This window comes from Shimia sagamensis, assembly GCF_900182745.1.
In the GTDB taxonomy this organism is placed as follows: Bacteria; Pseudomonadota; Alphaproteobacteria; order Rhodobacterales; family Rhodobacteraceae; genus Shimia; species Shimia sagamensis.
This window is the reverse complement of the sequence record NZ_FXTY01000004.1, coordinates 212446-231347: the sequence shown is the minus strand read 5'-3', so window position 1 is coordinate 231347 and position 18902 is coordinate 212446. Positions and strand designations below refer to the sequence as shown.

Below are 18902 nucleotides of genomic sequence, written 5' to 3'. Positions count from 1 at the left end.
TTGTTAAATGTGCGCGTGGTTTTGCCATCCGCGCCCAAACCTTGCATTGCCTGGCCGGTGTTAGGGTTGTGTAATCCCGTGCTCTTTCATTTGCATCTGCGCCTTGTCAATTGAGTGCGCCGCCAGAGTGCCGTTTTTCACAACAGTCACGCCATACCCCCGCTGCGCGGCCGCCAACGCAGTCTTGAACACACAAAAATTGTGGTCCAATCCTACAATGCGAAGAGCACCAACGTTCTGCTCCGCCAACAATGCATCCAAAGCACCGGTTTCAAACCCGTCTTGAACACGCTTGACCACCTCCCGATCCGCCAGTCCCAAAAAGGGCGCAGCGATTTCAGTGCCAGGTGTTCCCGCAATCCCCTGCCCCTTCATGGTCAGCCACGAAATCACCTTGGTCACAGGCAACGACCACTCCTGACGCAACGCCACTACCGGATGCCCCTTGGCTTTTGCCTGCTGGACCTCATCAAGGATCACCTCCGCAGCCTTTTGTTTGTCAGGCTCAGCGTAAGGCCCCTCGTCCCAGAACACCGATTGCAGGTCAATCAACAACAAGGCTTCGCCGCTACGGGTTTCAATCGCCTTGCCTCGGCTCACCGCCCCAATCCGTACCACTCCAGTCACAAGCCACAGCAGCCCCGCCACAATCACACCACCAACGACATACACAACACTCATAATTCGACACCTGTCTTACCCTTCAAACACGCCGTGAGGCGCATCACCACGTCCAACGCCGTTTCGACCTCTCGATCCCCAAACTCATCTCCGATGGCCTCAAGCAATTGCCGCTCTCGCAGAACCGCTTCATCAATCATGGCCTGTCCTTTTGCTGTCAGAGACAGGAGTGGCGATCTCTTATGACGTGGATTGGCGCGCTGCTCCGTCAATCCTTCTGCCAAGGTCTCATTGACCATGACCTGCACGTATTGCCGTTGAATCTCCAAATGCCGCGCAATCTCCGGCACCGGAAGCGCGCCCTGCTCACGAAGGGTTTCAAGCACCGCGCGCATGCGTACTGTCAGGCCGCTCCCCTCAAGCCCTTGTTCCACAGCAAGTTCTGCAACCTGCATCAAAGGGCGCGACATCCAAACCAGGCGGTATAAGCTATCTGTTTTTTCCATGTCATCATGCATGTCATGTTGACATGTATAATGTCAATATGAGCATAAGCCCACAATGCAGCGCCACGTCCATCAACAAAATAAGGGCGGCACACACGGTGCCGCCCAAACCTGCTAGTCGTCCGTTGTCCGCTCTACTCCGCAGCCACCGGGAATCGCTCGCCTTCCCGCAGCTCAATCGCTTCAGCCCGCTGAAACGCCTCCCGCGCTTTTAGACGTGCAAGATATTCGCCCACCGGCCCATCTGTTGGAATGATCCCAATCATCTGACCAAAGACCAAATTGTTGCCGACAACCACATCCGCCGCTGAGAACGTATCCCCAAGCAGCCACGGCCCTTCGGCCAGCCCATCGGCCAACACGTCCATCATCTGCTCAAACGAGCCCCAAGCCACGGTGGCAGCTGACGCCTCCCAGCCAAACAGTTTTTGCGCAAAGGCCGGCTCCATGATGGCGCTGGCAAAGAACATCCACCGCAAGTACGCCGCCCGCGTGTTCGCCGTGGGCGCTGGTGCCAGCCCCGCGTCACCAAACCGATCTGCCAAGTAAATCGCCATTGCGCCAGTTTCAGGAACAGGTGTCTCGCCGTCCATCACCAAAGGCACTTTCCCCATCGGGTTCAGCGCCAGATAATCCGCCTGCTTGTGCCGCCCAGTGGCAAAATCAAAGCTCTCGAGCTGATACGGTGCGCCCAGTTCTTCCAGCAACCAAAGCGCGGCAAAAGAGCGGGTGCGTGGGGCAAAGTAAAGTGTCAGATCTGATGTGGGTGTGTTGGACATATGTCGTTCCTCATGGGTTGTTTCCATGTGGGGATACGACCTAAGGTGACAATTTATGTCCCATTTCTGCCACCCTAAAACGGGTTTCTCACCCGCTACGCGTCGACCCGTTCCGTCATATAATCGCCAAGCCGGTCCTGCATCATCGGCACGACATTGCTCATTCGCAAAAACCGCCCTACATCCAGCATCCGCCAAGCCTGCCCCTCATCCCCCAGACGAATGCGGTTGATGTCTAAATCTGGTAGCTCCGCGACAAAAAACCAAGTTGTGGATTTCCCATCCAGATCAGAGACATACTGACGCTTCCACAACAAATCCGCCGCATCCAACGACAGCGCCAATTCTTCTTTCAATTCCCGCAGTACACAGGCCTCGGGGCTCTCACTGCCCTCACGGCCACCACCAGGCAAATCCCACATATCCGGATAAGGAATTTCAGGATCATTGTCGCGCAGGATTGAGACCAGCCGCCCCCCTGTCAAAAGCGCCAGTTTGGCTCCGTGAAATGCCTCTGTGTCCTGCATTCTGTCTGCCTCATGTGCCTGCCTATTTGGCGACACTCGACAAATTCTCGGGATCAAAGGAAAGCGGTTTCCCGCCAGCGCAGACAAACAAGCGAGGCTCCGCTTATATCTGCACGCTACTGCCTGACTAAGGCACGCGCTGCTTTGTCTTCCACAACCCAGGCCAACAACCCGTCTCGCAGCCCCGCCGCCATCGCTGCCCGCCAGCCCGCATCCTGCAAATTGGCCAGATCCTGCTGGCTCGACATGAACCCCAACTCCACCAACACCGACGGAACATCTGCCGCTTTCAACACTGAAAACCCACCGGTTCTCAAGGGCTTGCGGTTCAATCTCACGGTGGTTTCTTGCAACGCACTCACCAAAGTTTCCGCCAACATCATCGTGCGCGGCTCTGTCTCCAACCGCGCCAAATCCAGCAACACATCGGTCACTTCGTCATCCGTGCCGGACAGGTCCACACCAGACAATATATCCGCCCGATCATGCCGCTCCGCCAACAAGGCTGAGGCGGTATCGCTGGCCTCTTCAGACAAGGTATAAACCGTCGCACCTTTGGCATTGCCCTGGCTCAAACTGTCCGCATGCAGCGAGATAAACACATCCGCCTGCGCCTGATGGGCAATCGCCACCCGACCTTCCAGCGAGACAAACGCATCTGCGTCCCGTGTCAGCACAACCTCAAATCCACCGGCGCGCCGCAGCACATCGCGCAACTCCCGCGCAAACAACAGCATCAGGTCTTTCTCCTGCGCACCTTCCCGCTCCGCCCCCGGATCAATGCCGCCGTGGCCTGGATCAATCACCACCACAGTTGGCGCCCAATCCGGCCGCGCCTCCCGCGCAACCGCTGCTGTGTCCGCAGGCTCCGGCAAATCCCAGCGCGGATCATGCGGTGCACCCGCCGCCTTGGCAAAAGCCAACGTGTCGCTTGGCACCAACACCAATTTCAACTGTGCGTGCCCGGTGGCTTCGGTCACGGTCATGCCCGCGCTCTCCACCGCAAACGGCCGCGCCAAATCCAGCACCATGCGGCTCCAGCCGGGGCGATACGTCCCAAAACGCACCGCCTCCACGCCATCCACCGCGCCAAGCGCCTCCGCGGTCAGATCTTCCCAATCAATCTCTTTGAAATCCAGCACCACACGACGTGGATCATCCAACGTAAACACCCGCCAAGGCACACCTTGGCTCAGGCTCAACGTCAATTCTGCCGCGCCGCGCCGGCCGTCCGACAAGCCACTCTCCGCGCGATCCAACCGTGCCAGCGCCGAAAACTCCCGCTCCTGCGCCACGGCCAAACCAGCCCAAAGCGCCACAATAAAGGCCCAAAATACTCTGCTCATGTTGCCGCCCTGCCCGCTGTTGCGCGTCTTGTTTGGCCACAGCCTACACCAGCCCGCCGCCCACCGCCACGCCGTGCATTCTCATTCCCCAAATATCCTGGGGGAGTCGCCTATTGGCGACGGGGGCAACGCCCCTCTGCCGTCACGCCTTACACAAATCCGCGCGCAGCCATGAACATCTTCAGCCGCGCCAAACCTTCCTCAATATCGGCAGTGCTGCGCGCATAAGAGAACCGCAGCGTCTGATGGCCCCTGACCGGATCGAAGTCCATCCCCGGTGTCACCGCCACGCCTGCCTCGTCCAAAATCTCGCGGGCAAAAGCGCGACTGTCCTGGGTAAAGGCACTCACATCCACGTAGAAATAAAACGCTCCGTCCGGCGGCGCAAACTCGCTGAATCCCGCTTTGGGCAGCCCCTCCGCCATCATCGCCCGATTGGCACGGTAGACCACCATATTGGCCTCAAGCTCTTCCGTACAATCCATCGCTGCCAAAGCTGCGACCTGGCTTGGATGAGACGCACAAATGAACATATTCTGCGCCAACCGCTCGATCTTGCGCACGTGATCGTCCGGCACCACCATCCAACCAACCCGCCAACCGGTCATGCTGAAATATTTGGAGAAGCTGTTGATCACATAACACTCATCCGTGAGTTCCAGGGCTGTGACTGCCTTCGCCTCATATTCAATGCCGTGGTAAATCTCGTCACTGATAAACGCCGCGTCTTTCTCACGACACAGATCGATCAATGAACCCATCGCGGCACTATCAAGCATTGTGCCGGTGGGGTTGGCAGGTGAGGCCACCATCAGCCCCTCAAAATCCAAACTCCGCAGATCATCCGGCACCGGCTGCAGCCGGTTCTCCGGGGCGGTCTGCACATCCAGCGGCTGCAAACTCAGCGCCTTCAGAATCTGCCGATAGCTTGGATAGCCCGGCGCCCCAATCGCCACACGTTCGCCCGCATCAAACAACGCGCTGAACGCCAGCAAGAATGCACCCGACGAGCCCGGCGTGACAATCACCCGGCTCGGATCAAGATCCACATTATACCATTCGCCGTAAAGCTGTGCGATCCGCGCCCGCAGCGCAGGCAGCCCCAAGGCAACCGTGTAGCCCATCGCGTCATCTGCCATTGCCTCGGTCAGCGCTTTGCGAGCGCCCTCCGGTGCTGCCGTGCCGGGCTGCCCCACTTCCATATGGATAATGTGGCGCCCGTCCGCCTCGGCCTGACGCGCCGCTTCCATCACATCCATCACAATAAAGGGATCAACCGCCCCACGCCTTGAAGTCCGCATCAAATTCGTTCCTATTGTCGCCCATGAGGTTTCACCGCGAAATGACGGCGCCGTCAATCACCGCTTTGCGCGCCCGCGTCGTCACGCTGCTGGCGGCTTGTGCGCTTGTCGGAACCTCAACTGCCGCTCATGCTGTGTCTCTGCTGCGCGATCCGGACATCGAACACGCCCTGCAACGCATGGCAGCCCCTGTGCTCTATGCGGCTGGCCTTGGCGACAACATCAAAATTCTGATGGTCGATGACCAGGGTTTGAACGCCTTTGTACTCGACCATGGCCATATTTTTATCAACTCCGGCATGATCATGCGTATGAACACGCCGGAAATGCTGCAATCCGTGATCGCTCACGAAGCCGCCCACATCGCCAACGGTCACATTGCGCGGCGCATGGCCAACCTTGATTCGGCCCGCACCGCCGCCGGGCTTGGCCTTGCGCTGGGTTTGGCAGCGGCCGCAGCCTCAGGACGTGGCGACGTTGGCGCGGCGCTTGCATTTGGCACCCAAAGTTCCGCCCTGCGACAATTTCTCGCCCACACACGCGCCGAAGAATCCTCCGCCGACCAATCCGGCATCCGCTATCTGGCCAGCGCTGGCATTGACCCGTCTGGCACGTTGGAGGTGCACCGTTTGTTTGAAGGCCAAGAGTTGCTGGCCACCTCCCGCCAAGATCCCTACATGCGCTCCCACCCGCTGACCCGAGATCGCCTGCGCGCCATGGAGCGCTTTGTCACCGCTTATGCAGGGACCGCAAAACCACAACCGGAGCTGGACTACTGGTATGATCGCGCGCGCGGCAAAACCACCGCTTTCCTGCGCCCCACCAAATGGACCCTGTCGCGGTATCAGGAAAGCACCGCCGAAGACGTGCGACACATGCGCCTCGCTGTGGCCTACCACCGCCAGCAAAACGCGTCCAAGGCGATCTCCCACATCAATCAGGCGCTCGCCGCCCGCCCCGGCGATCCATACTACTACGAGCTCAAAGGCCAAATCCTGCTGGAAAGTCGCCAATTTCAAAACGCTGTCGCGGCCTACAAGGAAGCTGCTGATCTCGCGCCCTCCAATGCGCTGATCCTTGGCGGCTTGGGGCGCGCCTTGCTGACCGTAAACCGTCCCAACGAAGCCCTGCAGTATCTTGAGGCCGCCCGTGCACGGGACTTTCGCGATGCCCGCGTGTTACGCGACCTTGGCACGGCTTATGCCCAAACCAACCAACACGGCATGGCCTCTCTTCTGGCTGCAGAACGTTACGCGCTCGCCAACCGATTGGACGACGCAGAAATCCACGCCCAACGGGCCATGGCCCGCTTGCCGCAAGGCTCCAGTGCCTTCCGTAGGGCAGACGACATCGCGCGTGCAGTAAAACGCCGCACCAAGAAAAAATGAGGACACATTCATGAGCAAACTCACAACCAAACTGGCCACCAGTGCACTGGCACTTGCCCTTGCTGTCACCCCTGCACTGGCCTTTGACATCGACAAACTGTCTGATGATGACCGCGAAGCCTTCCGCGCCGAAGTCCGCGCCTATCTTCTGGAAAATCCCGAAGTGATCATGGAAGCCGTCGCCGTGCTGGAAGAGCGCAACGCGTCAGCCCAGGCCACTGCCGACTTTGACCTTGTGACCGCCAACGCGGATCGCCTGTTTGACGACGGCTACAGCTACGTCGGCGGCAACCTCGAAGGTGACATCACCATTGTTGAATTTGTTGACTACCGCTGCGGCTACTGCCGCAAAGCCCACGATGAGGTGGCCGAACTGCTCAAAAGTGACGGCAACATCCGCATCATCGTCAAAGAATACCCAATCCTTGGCGAAGCCAGCGACCTCAGCTCCCGCTTTGCCATCTCTGTGAAACAGAAGCTCGGCGATGAGGCTTACAAATTGGCAGCGGACACGCTGATCAAAATGCGCGGGGACGTAACTGAAAAATCCCTGCGCAAACTGGCCAAAGGCCTGGGTTTTGATTCCGACATGATCCTCGATCACATGGACGCACCAGAGGTGGAAAAAGAGATCGCCACCACACGCGCCCTCGCCCGCGACCTGAACATCACCGGCACACCTAGCTTTGTCTTCCATGACGAGATGGTGCGCGGCTATGTGCCTCTGAAAGGCATGCGGGCAATTGTGAAAGACAAGCGCGGCTAATCCATCGGCCAACACCACAGTTTAACACCGCAGCGCCCGCCGTTGCGGTGTTTTGCGTTGCACCGCCCGTTGCGCAACGGGCGGTGCCCCAATGTGCCACATCCAAAAATTGGCACCACCGCAAAACAGTCGTGAAACAGACGCAATACCGACGTGCCAAATCAGCCCGTCTTTGCCGTTAATCTTTGATTCGATTGCAGAAGTGGATCACTCCGCCGCGTCAGCCGCCTCCGCAGCCTGGATCGCTGCCACCTTCTTTTCCACTTCTTCAATGATGTGCTCCACCATCGCCTCGTTGGACATTTTGTGGCTTTGCTTCCCAGCTAGGTAGACCATGCCAGATCCAGCCCCACCACCGGTGAAACCGACATCTGTCATCAGTGCTTCGCCCGGCCCGTTCACCACGCAACCGATGATCGACAGGCTCAAAGGGGTATGGATATGCGCAAGGCGATTTTCCAATGTTTCCACGGTCTTAATCACATCAAACCCTTGCCGCGCACAGCTTGGACAACTGATGATATTCACCCCACGATGGCGCAGACCAAGGCTCTTGAGGATCTCAAAGCCAACTTTCACCTCTTCCACCGGATCAGCACTTAGGCTGACGCGCAGCGTATCGCCAATTCCCATCCACAACAGCTGTCCAAGGCCAATTGCAGACTTGATAGTCCCGCTGACAAAGCCACCAGCCTCGGTGATGCCAAGGTGAATCGGTGCATCCGTGGCGTTCGCAAGGATTTGATAGGCCGCCGCCGACATGAAGACATCAGACGCTTTCACGGAAATCTTGAACTCGTGAAAATCGTTATCTTGCAATATCTTAATGTGATCGAGACCACTCTCAACCATCGCATCCGGGCACGGCTCACCGTATTTGTCGAGCAGGTGTTTTTCCAGACTTCCGCCGTTAACCCCAATGCGGATCGAACAGCCATGATCCTTGGCCGCTTTGATGACTTCCTTGACCCGCTTCTCATCCCCGATATTGCCCGGGTTGATCCGCAAACAGGCCGCCCCGGCCTCCGCCGCCTCAATCGCGCGCTTGTAGTGGAAATGGATGTCCGCCACGATCGGAACCGGGCTCTCTTTTGTGATTTCTTTCAGCGCCTTAGTCGCCGCCACATCCGGTGCTGAGATGCGTACAATATCGGCACCTGCTTCTGCGGCTGCCAACACCTGACCCAGCGTGGCTTTCACGTCACCGCTGTCAGTGTTGGTCATGGTCTGCACCGCAATTGGCGCATCGCCCCCAACCGGCACATTGCCCACCATGATCTGACGGGATTTGCGGCGCTCGATGTTGCGCCAAGGGCGGATGTGATTCATCGACATATCAAGGCCTTTCGCCACAGCGGAGATGGGTTTGTTGTCTGTCTATTCCGATACGGGAAAAGGAGCAATGCGCGATGGCGCACAGACAAAGAGCGCCTCAAGGGCGCTCTTTCTAACCATTTGAATTCTTTCTGCTTTTGGCAGCAGATCACTCGTCCGAAATCACCACATTCTGCGCCGCAGCCAAAGCCACGATCTTTGCCAATTCCGGATCATCGCTCAAATCCGCCACCGCAAAACTTTCTTTCAGCGCATCAGTGGCCAACGCGAGATTTCGCACCGTCCCAGTGCCTTCACCGGCCGGTCCATACAGCTCACCGTTCACCTTGAAGTACACGGAACCCGACATGCCGGCCCGCAGTGTCGGCGGCTCTTCAGTGGCGGGAAGCACATACTCTTCACCTGCATCGAGAATTTTTTCAAACAAAACAGAGCCATCCGCTGCACGTACGCGCACCCAAGCAGGCCGCACCGCCATGAGCACCAGCTCTGGCGCATCGTCTTCAATCACCTTTGGCACCGGCAACGTGTCCGCAACAGGAGAAGTCATTGCAACAGCTGTGGGAAGTTCAGGCGTAAAAACCCCAACGTTGTTCGGGTTCAGCTGCGAAATTGGTGCATCCCGCGCCACCAACACCGGCACATCCAGCGCTTGCGGACGATACAAACGGTCCAACGCATCAGACGGGGCAAATACTCCTGCTCCAGCGGTTGCCACGTCAGTTGTGGCTTCTGTCTGCGACGGCGCAACAGGCGCCCGCCCTGCCCCATCCAGAGGATCGAGATCACTTAGCACAACCGGAGACTGCTCCACTGGCGCCAAGGTAACCCGTTGAATTTCATTCAAAACCGACCAACCGCCGTAGCCAATCCCCGCAATCAACGCGACCAGTACTAGCGAGGAGCCCACGGCACGCATCTCTACCCGAGACAGCAACGACTCCCGCATCGGAGTAAACGGCGTGTTTGAGGAAGAGAACGGATCATGACCGGTCATGGCTGGGGCAATTGGCTCAGCCTTGCGTACGCCAGATGCCTCCGCCGACATGCCGTGCGCCGTGGTGAAACCACTCTCCGCACAGAAGAGGCTGAACGTCTGTTCCGGGTCCATTCCAAGGTAACGTGCGTAAGACCGCACATATCCAGCAATAAATCCTGGGGTTTCGAAGGCTGACGGGTCGCAATTTTCGATTGCAGCCACATAGCTTGCTCGGATACGCAACTCGCGCTGCACATCCAAGAGCGACTTCCCCAAAGTCGCTCGTTCGCCGCGCATCATGTCGCCAAGTTGCACGTCAAAATCGTCGTACCCTTTCGGGCCTTCGTCTACCGCTTCGGTATTGCGCTTGAATCTGCGCCCGATCATCCCACTGGCCTCTTATTGCATCGCCGGTCCTGAAAGTCCCCGATTCGAACCGATCCCCTTGTTGGGAATGAATATAACACAAACAAGGGTTTCTACACTAAGAAGTCATCTTACCCCGCCATATCGGCACGATTCAGCGCACAGTGGCTCCAAAGGGCGTCCATCGCACTCACAAGGGCATCAATTTCCTTGGGTCCATGCACCGGCGAGGGTGTGAATCGTAGCCGCTCAGTGCCACGCGGGACCGTCGGGAAATTGATCGGCTGAACATAGATGCCGTAGTCTTCCAACAGATGATCAGACAGCACCTTTGTGTGCACAGGATTGCCTACAATCACCGGTACAATATGGCTGCCATGATCAATGATTGGCAGACCCAAGCCTTTCAAACGCAACTTCAGAATCTGCGCCTGGGTTTGGTGCAGATCACGCAGCGCCTGATCGTTCTTCAGATGTGCAACAGAGGCCGCGGCCCCAGCAGCTACGGCTGGCGGAAGCGAGGTGGTAAAGATGAAACCCGGTGCATAAGACCTTACTGCATCACACATTTTCGCCGACGCTGCGATGTATCCCCCCATCACACCATAGGCTTTTGCCAAAGTGCCATTGATGATGTCGATGCGATGCGCAAGATTGTCACGCTCGGTCACGCCACCACCGCGCGGGCCATACATACCCACCGCGTGCACCTCATCAATATAGGTCAGCGCGCCAAATTCGTCGGCCAGATCACAAAGCGCTTCAATTGGACCAAAATCGCCGTCCATCGAGTAGACCGATTCAAAGGCAATCAACTTCGGTGCCGCCGGATCATCTGCTTCCAGAAGTTCCCGCAGATGCGCCACATCGTTGTGTTTGAAGATGCGTTTTGCCCCGCCGTTGCGGCGCACACCTTCAATCATCGAGGCGTGGTTCAACTCGTCCGAATAGATGATCAATCCAGGGAAGAGCTTTGGCAAAGTACTTAAAGTTGCATCATTTGCGATGTAGGCGCTGGTAAAAAGCAGAGCTGATTCTTTGCCATGCAAGTCTGCAATCTCGGCTTCCAGACGCTTGTGATACACCGTCGTGCCGGAAATATTGCGCGTCCCGCCGGAACCCGCACCGGTGGCATCCACCGCTTCGTGCATCGCCTCAAGCACAACTGGATGTTGCCCCATGCCAAGGTAGTCGTTGCCGCACCACACGGTAATTGGCTGCGCTTCGCCATCAGGGCGGGTCCAAGTGGCATGTGGGAAATGGCCTTGCTTACGCTCGATATCAATGAACGTGCGATAGCGCCCCTCGTCATGAAGACGTGTGAGTGCGGTATCTAGCTTCGCAGTATAATCCACAGTGGCTTTCCTTCTTCCCGGTCCGGGCGACCTGGCGTCGCAACACCCCCTCTGGGTATTGGCGCTCTTTTAGTGATCTGTCGCGTTTTCGGCAATGGCTACCAAATGATACATCTTTTGCACATTGATATCGATCAAACTGTGAAAGAGCGAGTCTGGACAGTCGGACTTGGGGTGATACGGTCCCTGCAAATCGTCGCACCTAAAGGAGGCTTTCATGACGCTTGATCCCGTTCTCGCCCGCATCGACCAAAACATGCCAGAGGCGTTGGAGCGCCTATTCGACTTGTTGCGCATAAAATCCATTTCGACCGACCCGGCGTTTGACACCGATGTGGACGCTGCTGCGGATTGGCTGGTCAATGAGTTGCAAAGCCTTGGCATTGATGCACAAAAACGTCCCACAACCGGCCACCCAATGGTTGTTGGCCATGTGGATGGCCCCGGACCACACATTTTGTTTTACGGCCACTATGACGTGCAGCCGGTTGACCCGCTGGAGCTGTGGGACCGGGACCCTTTTGACCCTGCGTTGGAAGATACAGACGCCGGCCAAGTGATCCGCGCACGCGGTGCATCTGATGATAAAGGTCAGTTGATGACCTTTGTGGAAGCCTGCCGTGCCTGGAAATCCGAACATGGCTCCCTGCCCTGCAAAATCACCTTCCTGTTTGAAGGCGAAGAAGAGTCCGGCTCCCCAAGTCTTGTGCCGTTCCTCAAGGAAAATGCTGAGGAGTTGAGCTGCGACATTGCCCTGATTTGTGACACCGGCCTGTTTGAAAGCGCCGTCCCCGCGATCACCACCATGCTGCGCGGCTTACTCGCCGAAGATTTCACCATCACCGGACCAAGCCGCGATTTGCACTCCGGAATGTATGGCGGCATAGCCATGAACCCAATCCGTGTACTGAGCGGTATCTTGGCCGACCTACATGACGACACCGGCGCGGTGACATTGGATGGATTTTATAACGACGTGCCTGAATTGGCTGACGACATCCGTGCGCAGTGGCAGGGCTTGAATTTCGATCACGGCATCTACCTTGGCGATGTGGGCTTGAAATCCCCAGCCGGCGAGCAAGACCGCACGCCGCTGGAACAAATCTGGTCCCGTCCAACCTGTGACGTGAATGGAATCTGGGGTGGTTACACTGGTGACGGCTTCAAAACCGTTTTGCCGTCACAAGCCTCTGCCAAGCTATCTTTCCGCCTCGTGGGCCAGCAAGATCCGGACAAGATCCGCGCAAGCTTCCGCGCGCACCTCGAAAGCCGCCTGCCAGACGGGTTCACCGTGGAGTACCGCTCCGAAAAAGGCTCCACCGCCTCACAAATGTCGATCGAAGACCCTGCTTTTGAAAAGGCGCGCATTGCGCTCAGTGACGAGTGGCCCCGTCCTGCAGCCTATGTCGGCTGCGGAGGCTCCATCCCGATCGCTGGCTTCTTCAAAGAGATGCTGAACATGGATTCGATGCTGATTGGCTTTGGCCGCGACGACGACCAAATCCACTCTCCCAATGAGAAATACAATGTGGAGAGCTTCCACAAAGGCACCCGCTCTTGGGCGCGAATCCTGGCGGCACTCTCCAACTAACCCTTTGAGAAGGCTAGAAATCACAAAACGCGCCTCAATGGGCGCGTTTTTTGATTCTACCAAAATTCCACGCAAAGATAGTATGCGCGGAACCAATTCATCATCTCTGTTTAGGGGAGGAAGAAGTGGCGCGGTTGACGGGGCTCGAACCCGCGACCCCCGGCGTGACAGGCCGGTACTCTAACCAACTGAGCTACAACCGCGCATATATCTTCGCCTTTCGGCGTGTCCATTCCCGAAGGCCCAGGACTTGGGTTGGTAGTGTGGCGCGGTTGACGGGGCTCGAACCCGCGACCCCCGGCGTGACAGGCCGGTACTCTAACCAACTGAGCTACAACCGCTCACTACCTGCTGTCTGGCGTATGCCGTTCAGCGTGTGGCGTGGTTTATGCCGAGTGCTCTGGCGCGTCAAGCGGATATCCGCACGAAAATCGAAGAAATTTTCCGAAGCGTAATGTTGGCCATTCACCACAGGGGTTTCTTCATTGGCAGACTCCCGCGTAGAGTGCTTTGCGCGCTGAATTTTTTGTGATTAGATGTGCTTACTTGATTCAATTACCTTTGAAGGAATAACCCGATGAAACCACTTTATGCTGCCCTGTGTGTTGCCGGTATCACTCTTGCTGCGTGTTCTCAGCAAGAAGAGCCTACCCCGGTTTACGCTCAGCCTGATTTTGACAAACGCGGCAACGCAAGCTGTATGGCCGGTTACGACCTGCTGACCACAGACTCCGGCGCCCTGGTTTGCGCACCGGCAACTGCTGGCTAAATTTCAGCCACTGACTGGAATTTCGGGCGGTCCCTTCGGGGATCGCTTTTTTTGTTCCCGAGCATGTAAAAAACAATAGCCAACCCGGCCAAACACTCAATTTGGTCAACATCACTTGGAAATTTGCAACTGAGAGCGCCTCTAGAAGCTCTCGGAATTTTGGCGCTGGTAGAGGGAAATGGTGGGTCGTGAGAGGCTCGAACTCCCGACATCTTCGGTGTAAACGAAGCGCTCTACCAACTGAGCTAACGACCCGGTAGGCGGGGATTTAGACCCTACCGCGGGCACATGCAAGCCCCCTTTATGAACTTTCTTTGCGTCTAACCGAACTTCCTCATAGGGTGGCCCAAAAAAAAGGGAAATGACCACCCCATGCCCGATCCAATTGTGCCCAAGGGCGTCGCCCACGTTGCTGTTGATGCAGTAGAATCTCCTGATCCTATTGTATTCGCGCTGCAGCCGAATCTTTCAATGTTGGCGTTTACCTCTGCCGTGGAGACCTTGCGCATCGCAAACCAGCTCACCGGACAGATTCTCTACACATGGACCACCATGTCGGAAACCGGCGAAAACGTGCGCTGCTCCAATGGAATCGAAATAGGCATCGACGCGCAGCTTGGCGACACTCCCACCAACGCCTGCGTCTTTGTTTGCTCCGGGGTAGAACCGGAGCGCGCGGCCACAGCCAAAGTGGGCGATTGGATTCGCCATCAATGGCGCACCGGCCGCCGGGTTGGGGGCTTGTGCACCGGGGCATTCACTTTAGCCAAGGCAGGCATCCTTGAAGGCAAAGACTTCACCCTGCATTGGGAGAACATCACCCCTTTTCGGGAGATGTACCCAACCCTGGACCCGCTAGAACAGCTCTATGCGATTGATGATCGCATCATGACCTGCGGTGGTGGGGTCGCGGCCATGGACCTGTTCCTGAAGCTGATCTACGACCGCCACGGAGCGCCGCTCGCCCGGGCCGTGCTCAATATGTGCCTCCACACAGTACAGCGCTCAGAGACCGACCGTCAGCAAAGCTCGACCGCCGCGGTGATAGGCAACCGCAACGACAAGCTAGTCAAGATCATCGCGCACTTTGAAGAGAATCTTGAAGAGTCGATCGACCTCGATCAGGTGGCGCGCGGCCTCGGCGTCTCCCGCCGCCAGATGGAGCGACTCTTCAAGACGCACCTCAACACCACCCCAAAACGCTTCCTTCAAGACCTGCGCTTGCAACGCGCCCGTATCTTACTGGCTGAGACCGACATGCCGGTTGTCGATGTGGCGATAGCCTGTGGATATGAGTCCGCTGGAAATTTCTCAAAACGATTCCGCGAAACCTACGGCATTTCACCTCACCGGTTCTCTGCCGGACACGGGTAACACACCGTAAAAGAAACGGGCGCTCAACCACTTAAGGGAGCGCCCGCGAAATTAATGGTGGGTCGTGAGAGGCTCGAACTCCCGACATCTTCGGTGTAAACGAAGCGCTCTACCAACTGAGCTAACGACCCGGTGCGCGCCTTCTAAACTCACTCCGCAGGCTCTGCAAGCCCCTCTTTGACAGTTTCTTCGGCTTCGCCAGTTTTACGTCGCAGCCGCAGATTCACCACCTGCACATCTTCCAACTCTTTGCTGTTTTGCACTTTCACTTTGCCAAGACCAGGCATGTTCAAACCGCGCCCCGACGTGAGGGTTTCCCCGATGATTGAAAGTGCCGCCTCAATAGCTGGCTTGGCGTCACGCTTCTTCACGCCAGCTCGCAGGACAGCCGCTTCAATGAGTTCTTTCTTGCGCATGAGATCCAAACCGCCGTCCTCCGTTGGCCCCTCGGCCACAACCGAAGGAGTCGGCTCCGCCGCCTCTGCAATCTCTTTCAAGCTGGTGCTGGTTTTGCGGGACGTGGTTGCGCGCGCACGCGTCTTACTGCTGGACGCGCTCTTGCGCGTCGTTGCGGGAGCCTTAGCCATGGCTTTCTACCTCACTGGTCTGCTCAACAACACCAGCATAGCGAGCGCAACAGGTAAAAGACAGGTAAATCGTTAATTTCCCACAATATCTGGTCGCCAGACACCGGTGGCGCACTAAATGCGCGCCACTTAAACTGAATTAAAACTGCGGAGAGTTGTTACTTCAACTTGGACAGTTTGTCCTGCAATTCGGCCAACTGCTTCTTGATGTCGTCGAGATCTTCGCCGTCACCACTGGCTGCTTCTTCTTTCTCAGCACCGGGTGCAGCGCCTCCCGGCCAAGCCACGCCGCCGGTCATTGCCTTCATGAAAGCTTCTTGCTGCGCCTGCATCGCTTCCAGACCCGGCATTGCCATACCGGTGCCCATGCTTTCCATAACTTTTTCTTGGCTGTCACGCAGCATGTCAAAAGAAGTCTGCAAGAATTGGGGAACCATCGAAGTTGCCTGAGTTGTATAAGCGCGCACCAGATCGTTGAGCACATTCACAGGCAAAACATTCTCACCGCGACTCTCATGTTCTGCAATGATTTGAAGCAGGTACTGGCGGGTCAGATCATCCCCGCTTTTTAGATCGATGATCTGGACTTCGCGGCCGGATCGAATGAAACCGGCAATATCCTCCAATGTGACATAGTCACTGGTCTCTGTATTGTAGAGCCGCCGGCTGGCGTAGCGTTTGATCAGCAGTGGTTTGGTGTCTTCGCCCACGTCATTCTCCCCAAATGTTTTGCGCGCTGCAGAAAAAGCCTATGCGACTGCAGCACAAAAAGAAAGAGCGGGCATAAAGCCCGCTCACGCAATCTGCACCCTCAGGGAGGATAAGGGTACCGAGTTGCGGCTTTTCTTACTTGGAAGTCGCTTTTTTTGCGGCTGCGGACACGTCGTTTGTGGCCTTTTTCACAGCGGCGGTTGCTTCCTCAGAAGCTTCTTTGCCAGCAGACATCAGCAGCTCAACAGTTTCCATCTGAACTTTTTTCGCAACTTCAGCAAACGCAGCCATGTTTTCTGCAGCAACTTCAGCCTGTGCGGACGCAAAATCGGTCATCGCTTTGGCGTAATCCGCTGGATCTTCTTTGGCTTTGGTCATGTCACCCAGCTTCGCCAGAGTGTCTTTGGTCCACTTGGTGGAGATCTCAGATGACTTTTCAGCCGCGCCCAGCGCAACAGTGGTCAGCTTCTCGTTCAGCGCTGCGGAGTTTTTGAAAGCGCCTTCAAATGCTGTTGTATCAACCGGGAATGCACCCAATACGTCTTTGAACATTGCGGTCATGTCCTGTGTCGCTTTTGCCATTGGTATAGTTCCTTAAACAAATGACAGCCCGTGATGAGGAGGAGTATGGGCTGCGTTTCTAGTCTCAGGAATGAATATGCATTCTGCACCGCAGCATTTCAAGTATTTTTTGCTGCAGCGCAGCAAAAACCTTTCAATATCCTGTTATTTATAAGCTTTTTTCAGGACATAACTGCCTGGAGCCTCACCAAGCGTTGGATGTGATTCATCCCCGGGTTGCCGCGCAGCGATCTTTTTGCCCGATTTTTTGGATAGCCAGCCATCCCAACGCGGCCACCAGGACCCCTCTTGGAAGGTTGCGCCATTCATCCAGTCCGCAGCGCTCCCTTTCAGGTCGGTATTGGTGTAGTGGCCGTACTTCTTTTTGCTCGGCGGATTCACAATCCCGGCGATGTGACCTGACTGAGATACAATAAAGGTCTTGGACCGGCTCTTGGTCTGCTGGAACCCGTGATAACAGTCTTTCCACCGTGCAATGTGATCCGTTTCACAAGTTACAGAACAAATTGGCACATCCACTTCGCTGATCTTGAGCGTTGTGCCACACAGTTCGACGCCCTCGCCGACAAATTTGTTGGCTTGGCACAGCTCACGCAAATATTGATGCGCCATCTTGCCCGGCAGGCCCGAGCCATCGCCGTTCCAATAGAGCAGATCAAAGGCAGGGGGCGCCTCGCCCATGAAATAACTCTTGATCGCGGGACCGTAGATCAAATCATTGGACCGCAGGAAACTGAACGTGCGCTGCATGATAAAGGAACGCAGAATGCCAAACTCCTCGATCTCATCATCAATGCCGTCGATAAAATCATCCTGCAAAAACGGTGTGAATTCTCCTTGATCGGAAAAATCCGTCAGCGTCGTGAAGAACGTCGCCGACTTGACCGACGTATCACCGCGCTGCTTCATCAACGACAACGTCAAATGCAGCGTGGTCCCTGCAATACAATAACCAACAGCATTCACCTGTTTCTGTTTGGTGATGCCTTTGACCTGAGCGATCGCCTCAAGGAACCCCTCCTCAATATAGTCATCCAGCCCCACATCCGCATGGGACAGATCCGGATTGACCCAGCTCACCACAAACACCGTGTAGCCTTGCGCCACACACCAACGGATCAGGCTGTTCTGCTCTTTGAGGTCCAAAATGTAGTATTTGTTGATCCAGGGCGGAAAGATGATCAGCGGGACTTCATGCACTGTGTCGGTGGTCGGCGAGAACTGCAAAAGCTCGAACATCCGGTTGCGGAACACCACCTTGCCTGGCGCTGTCGCAATGTTGCGGCCAATCTCAAAGGCATCCTCGTCGGCCAGCTTCACCAAGAGTTCACCGTTGTTGGCTTCCAGATCAGAGATCATGTTCTGCAACCCATCAATCAATGACTGACCTTCGGTCTCCACCGCTCGTTCCAACGCATCGGGATTTGTGCCCAAAAAATTGGTTGGCGACATCATGTCGACAATCTGATTGGAGAAATATTCGATCCTCTGCTTGTCTTTGGGAGCCAGTCCTTCAAGCTCGCCAACAGCCGCTTTGATCGCCTCAGAATTGCGCATGTACTGCTGTTTGAGCAGATTGAAATAGGGGTGCGATTTCCACATTGGATGAGAGAATCGCCGGTCTGTCGGCGTCTCATCCTGCGGTGCAGAAAACTGCCCCTTAAGCATGATATTCTGTGCGTCCACAAAGGATTTAACCGACTTACTCCACAGATCGAGCTGGTTTTCGATAACTTTTCCGGGGTTGTCGACCATCGCCTGCCAATAGGCACTGGCAGCGTTCATGAATACTTCAGGTTCGGGGGAATTTAGCTCATCTCTCAATGGCTTACGTCGCCCAAGAACTTCGGTTAATCGCAACGACAATGCTTCAACTTTTGCCAAATTCGCGTTCAGGCGGTCCATTTTTTCGCCAGATTCAGTCTCATTTGTTGTCATATTAACCTATCCGCCCTAATGTCGCTGCTGTGCAGCATTAACCAAGCGCCCCCTCAATATTACTGGGGAAAACACAGGGTG

The 18902-nt window shown here is 56.2% G+C and carries 18 protein-coding genes and 4 tRNA genes; 5 read left to right on the top strand and 17 right to left on the bottom strand.

What is annotated here, in order from left to right:
- Positions 1-60: 60 nt before the first annotated feature.
- The 6 genes from QOL67_RS11950 to QOL67_RS11925 form a co-directional block, all read right to left on the bottom strand.
- Positions 61-681 (bottom strand): cysteine hydrolase family protein, encoded by a 621-nt coding sequence (locus QOL67_RS11950; protein ID WP_283426196.1) that lies wholly within the window; start codon positions 679-681, stop codon positions 61-63.
- Positions 678-1127, bottom strand: a complete 450-nt coding sequence (locus tag QOL67_RS11945; protein WP_283426195.1) for a MarR family winged helix-turn-helix transcriptional regulator — start codon at positions 1125-1127, stop codon at positions 678-680. Before QOL67_RS11945 ends, QOL67_RS11950 begins: the two co-directional genes overlap by 4 nt.
- 134 nt (positions 1128-1261) lie before the next feature.
- Positions 1262-1906 (bottom strand): glutathione S-transferase family protein, encoded by a 645-nt coding sequence (locus QOL67_RS11940; protein WP_283426194.1) that lies wholly within the window; start codon positions 1904-1906, stop codon positions 1262-1264.
- Positions 1907-2001: 95 nt separating this feature from the next.
- Positions 2002-2433 (bottom strand): NUDIX hydrolase, encoded by a 432-nt coding sequence (locus QOL67_RS11935; protein ID WP_283426193.1) that lies wholly within the window; start codon positions 2431-2433, stop codon positions 2002-2004.
- Positions 2434-2549: 116 nt separating this feature from the next.
- Positions 2550-3779 carry an N-acetylmuramoyl-L-alanine amidase gene (locus QOL67_RS11930; RefSeq protein WP_283426192.1) on the bottom strand — a complete coding sequence of 410 codons (1230 nt, stop codon included), beginning with the start codon at positions 3777-3779 and terminating at the stop codon, positions 2550-2552.
- Between the two features lie 149 nt (positions 3780-3928).
- Positions 3929-5080 (bottom strand): pyridoxal phosphate-dependent aminotransferase, encoded by a 1152-nt coding sequence (locus QOL67_RS11925; protein WP_283426191.1) that lies wholly within the window; start codon positions 5078-5080, stop codon positions 3929-3931.
- 41 nt (positions 5081-5121) lie between these two features.
- Here QOL67_RS11925 and QOL67_RS11920 point away from each other — a divergent pair, with 41 nt between their 5' ends.
- Entirely contained in the window at positions 5122-6468 is a 1347-nt protein-coding gene (locus QOL67_RS11920; RefSeq protein ID WP_283426190.1) for a M48 family metalloprotease, read from the top strand.
- A 10-nt stretch (positions 6469-6478) separates the two neighbouring features.
- Entirely contained in the window at positions 6479-7234 is a 756-nt protein-coding gene (locus tag QOL67_RS11915) for a DsbA family protein (RefSeq protein ID WP_283426189.1), read from the top strand.
- Between the two features lie 207 nt (positions 7235-7441).
- Here the strand turns inward: QOL67_RS11915 and ispG are convergent, their stop codons facing one another.
- From ispG to hemA, 3 genes are all read right to left on the bottom strand, one after another.
- Positions 7442-8569: a flavodoxin-dependent (E)-4-hydroxy-3-methylbut-2-enyl-diphosphate synthase gene (gene ispG / locus QOL67_RS11910; protein WP_283426188.1), complete on the bottom strand. Its 1128-nt coding sequence runs from the start codon at positions 8567-8569 to the stop codon at positions 7442-7444.
- A gap of 148 nt (positions 8570-8717) precedes the next feature.
- The gene (locus QOL67_RS11905; protein WP_283426187.1) at positions 8718-9935 is read right to left on the bottom strand and encodes a helix-turn-helix domain-containing protein; all 1218 of its coding nucleotides are present in this window, start codon (positions 9933-9935) and stop codon (positions 8718-8720) included.
- A 110-nt stretch (positions 9936-10045) separates the two neighbouring features.
- Entirely contained in the window at positions 10046-11269 is a 1224-nt protein-coding gene (hemA, locus tag QOL67_RS11900; RefSeq protein ID WP_283426186.1) for a 5-aminolevulinate synthase, read from the bottom strand.
- Positions 11270-11486: 217 nt separating this feature from the next.
- Here hemA and QOL67_RS11895 point away from each other — a divergent pair, with 217 nt between their 5' ends.
- Positions 11487-12860: a M20/M25/M40 family metallo-hydrolase gene (locus QOL67_RS11895; RefSeq protein ID WP_283426185.1), complete on the top strand. Its 1374-nt coding sequence runs from the start codon at positions 11487-11489 to the stop codon at positions 12858-12860.
- Positions 12861-12986: 126 nt separating this feature from the next.
- Here QOL67_RS11895 and QOL67_RS11890 read toward each other — a convergent pair.
- Positions 12987-13063: transfer RNA gene (locus QOL67_RS11890), tRNA-Asp, on the bottom strand.
- A gap of 61 nt (positions 13064-13124) precedes the next feature.
- Positions 13125-13201: transfer RNA gene (locus QOL67_RS11885), tRNA-Asp, on the bottom strand.
- Positions 13202-13437: 236 nt separating this feature from the next.
- Between QOL67_RS11885 and QOL67_RS11880 the strand changes: the two genes are divergently transcribed.
- On the top strand, positions 13438-13629 hold the full coding sequence (locus QOL67_RS11880; protein WP_283426184.1) for a hypothetical protein: 192 nt from the start codon (positions 13438-13440) through the stop codon (positions 13627-13629).
- Positions 13630-13808: 179 nt separating this feature from the next.
- Here QOL67_RS11880 and QOL67_RS11875 read toward each other — a convergent pair.
- Positions 13809-13884 (bottom strand) — tRNA-Val (locus tag QOL67_RS11875).
- 117 nt (positions 13885-14001) lie between these two features.
- Here QOL67_RS11875 and QOL67_RS11870 point away from each other — a divergent pair.
- Positions 14002-15003, top strand: a complete 1002-nt coding sequence (locus QOL67_RS11870) for a GlxA family transcriptional regulator (protein ID WP_283426183.1) — start codon at positions 14002-14004, stop codon at positions 15001-15003.
- 55 nt (positions 15004-15058) lie between these two features.
- Here QOL67_RS11870 and QOL67_RS11865 read toward each other — a convergent pair.
- The 5 genes from QOL67_RS11865 to QOL67_RS11845 form a co-directional block, all read right to left on the bottom strand.
- Positions 15059-15134 (bottom strand) — tRNA-Val (locus QOL67_RS11865).
- 18 nt (positions 15135-15152) lie between these two features.
- The gene (locus QOL67_RS11860) at positions 15153-15590 is read right to left on the bottom strand and encodes an HU family DNA-binding protein (RefSeq protein ID WP_283426182.1); all 438 of its coding nucleotides are present in this window, start codon (positions 15588-15590) and stop codon (positions 15153-15155) included.
- Between the two features lie 158 nt (positions 15591-15748).
- A complete protein-coding gene (gene phaR, locus QOL67_RS11855; RefSeq protein ID WP_283426181.1) occupies positions 15749-16300 on the bottom strand; it encodes a polyhydroxyalkanoate synthesis repressor PhaR in 552 nt (183 codons plus the stop codon).
- 136 nt (positions 16301-16436) lie between these two features.
- The gene (locus QOL67_RS11850; protein ID WP_283426180.1) at positions 16437-16883 is read right to left on the bottom strand and encodes a phasin family protein; all 447 of its coding nucleotides are present in this window, start codon (positions 16881-16883) and stop codon (positions 16437-16439) included.
- 144 nt (positions 16884-17027) lie between these two features.
- Positions 17028-18821: a PHA/PHB synthase family protein gene (locus QOL67_RS11845; RefSeq protein ID WP_283426179.1), complete on the bottom strand. Its 1794-nt coding sequence runs from the start codon at positions 18819-18821 to the stop codon at positions 17028-17030.
- Between the last annotated feature and the right edge of the window lie 81 nt (positions 18822-18902).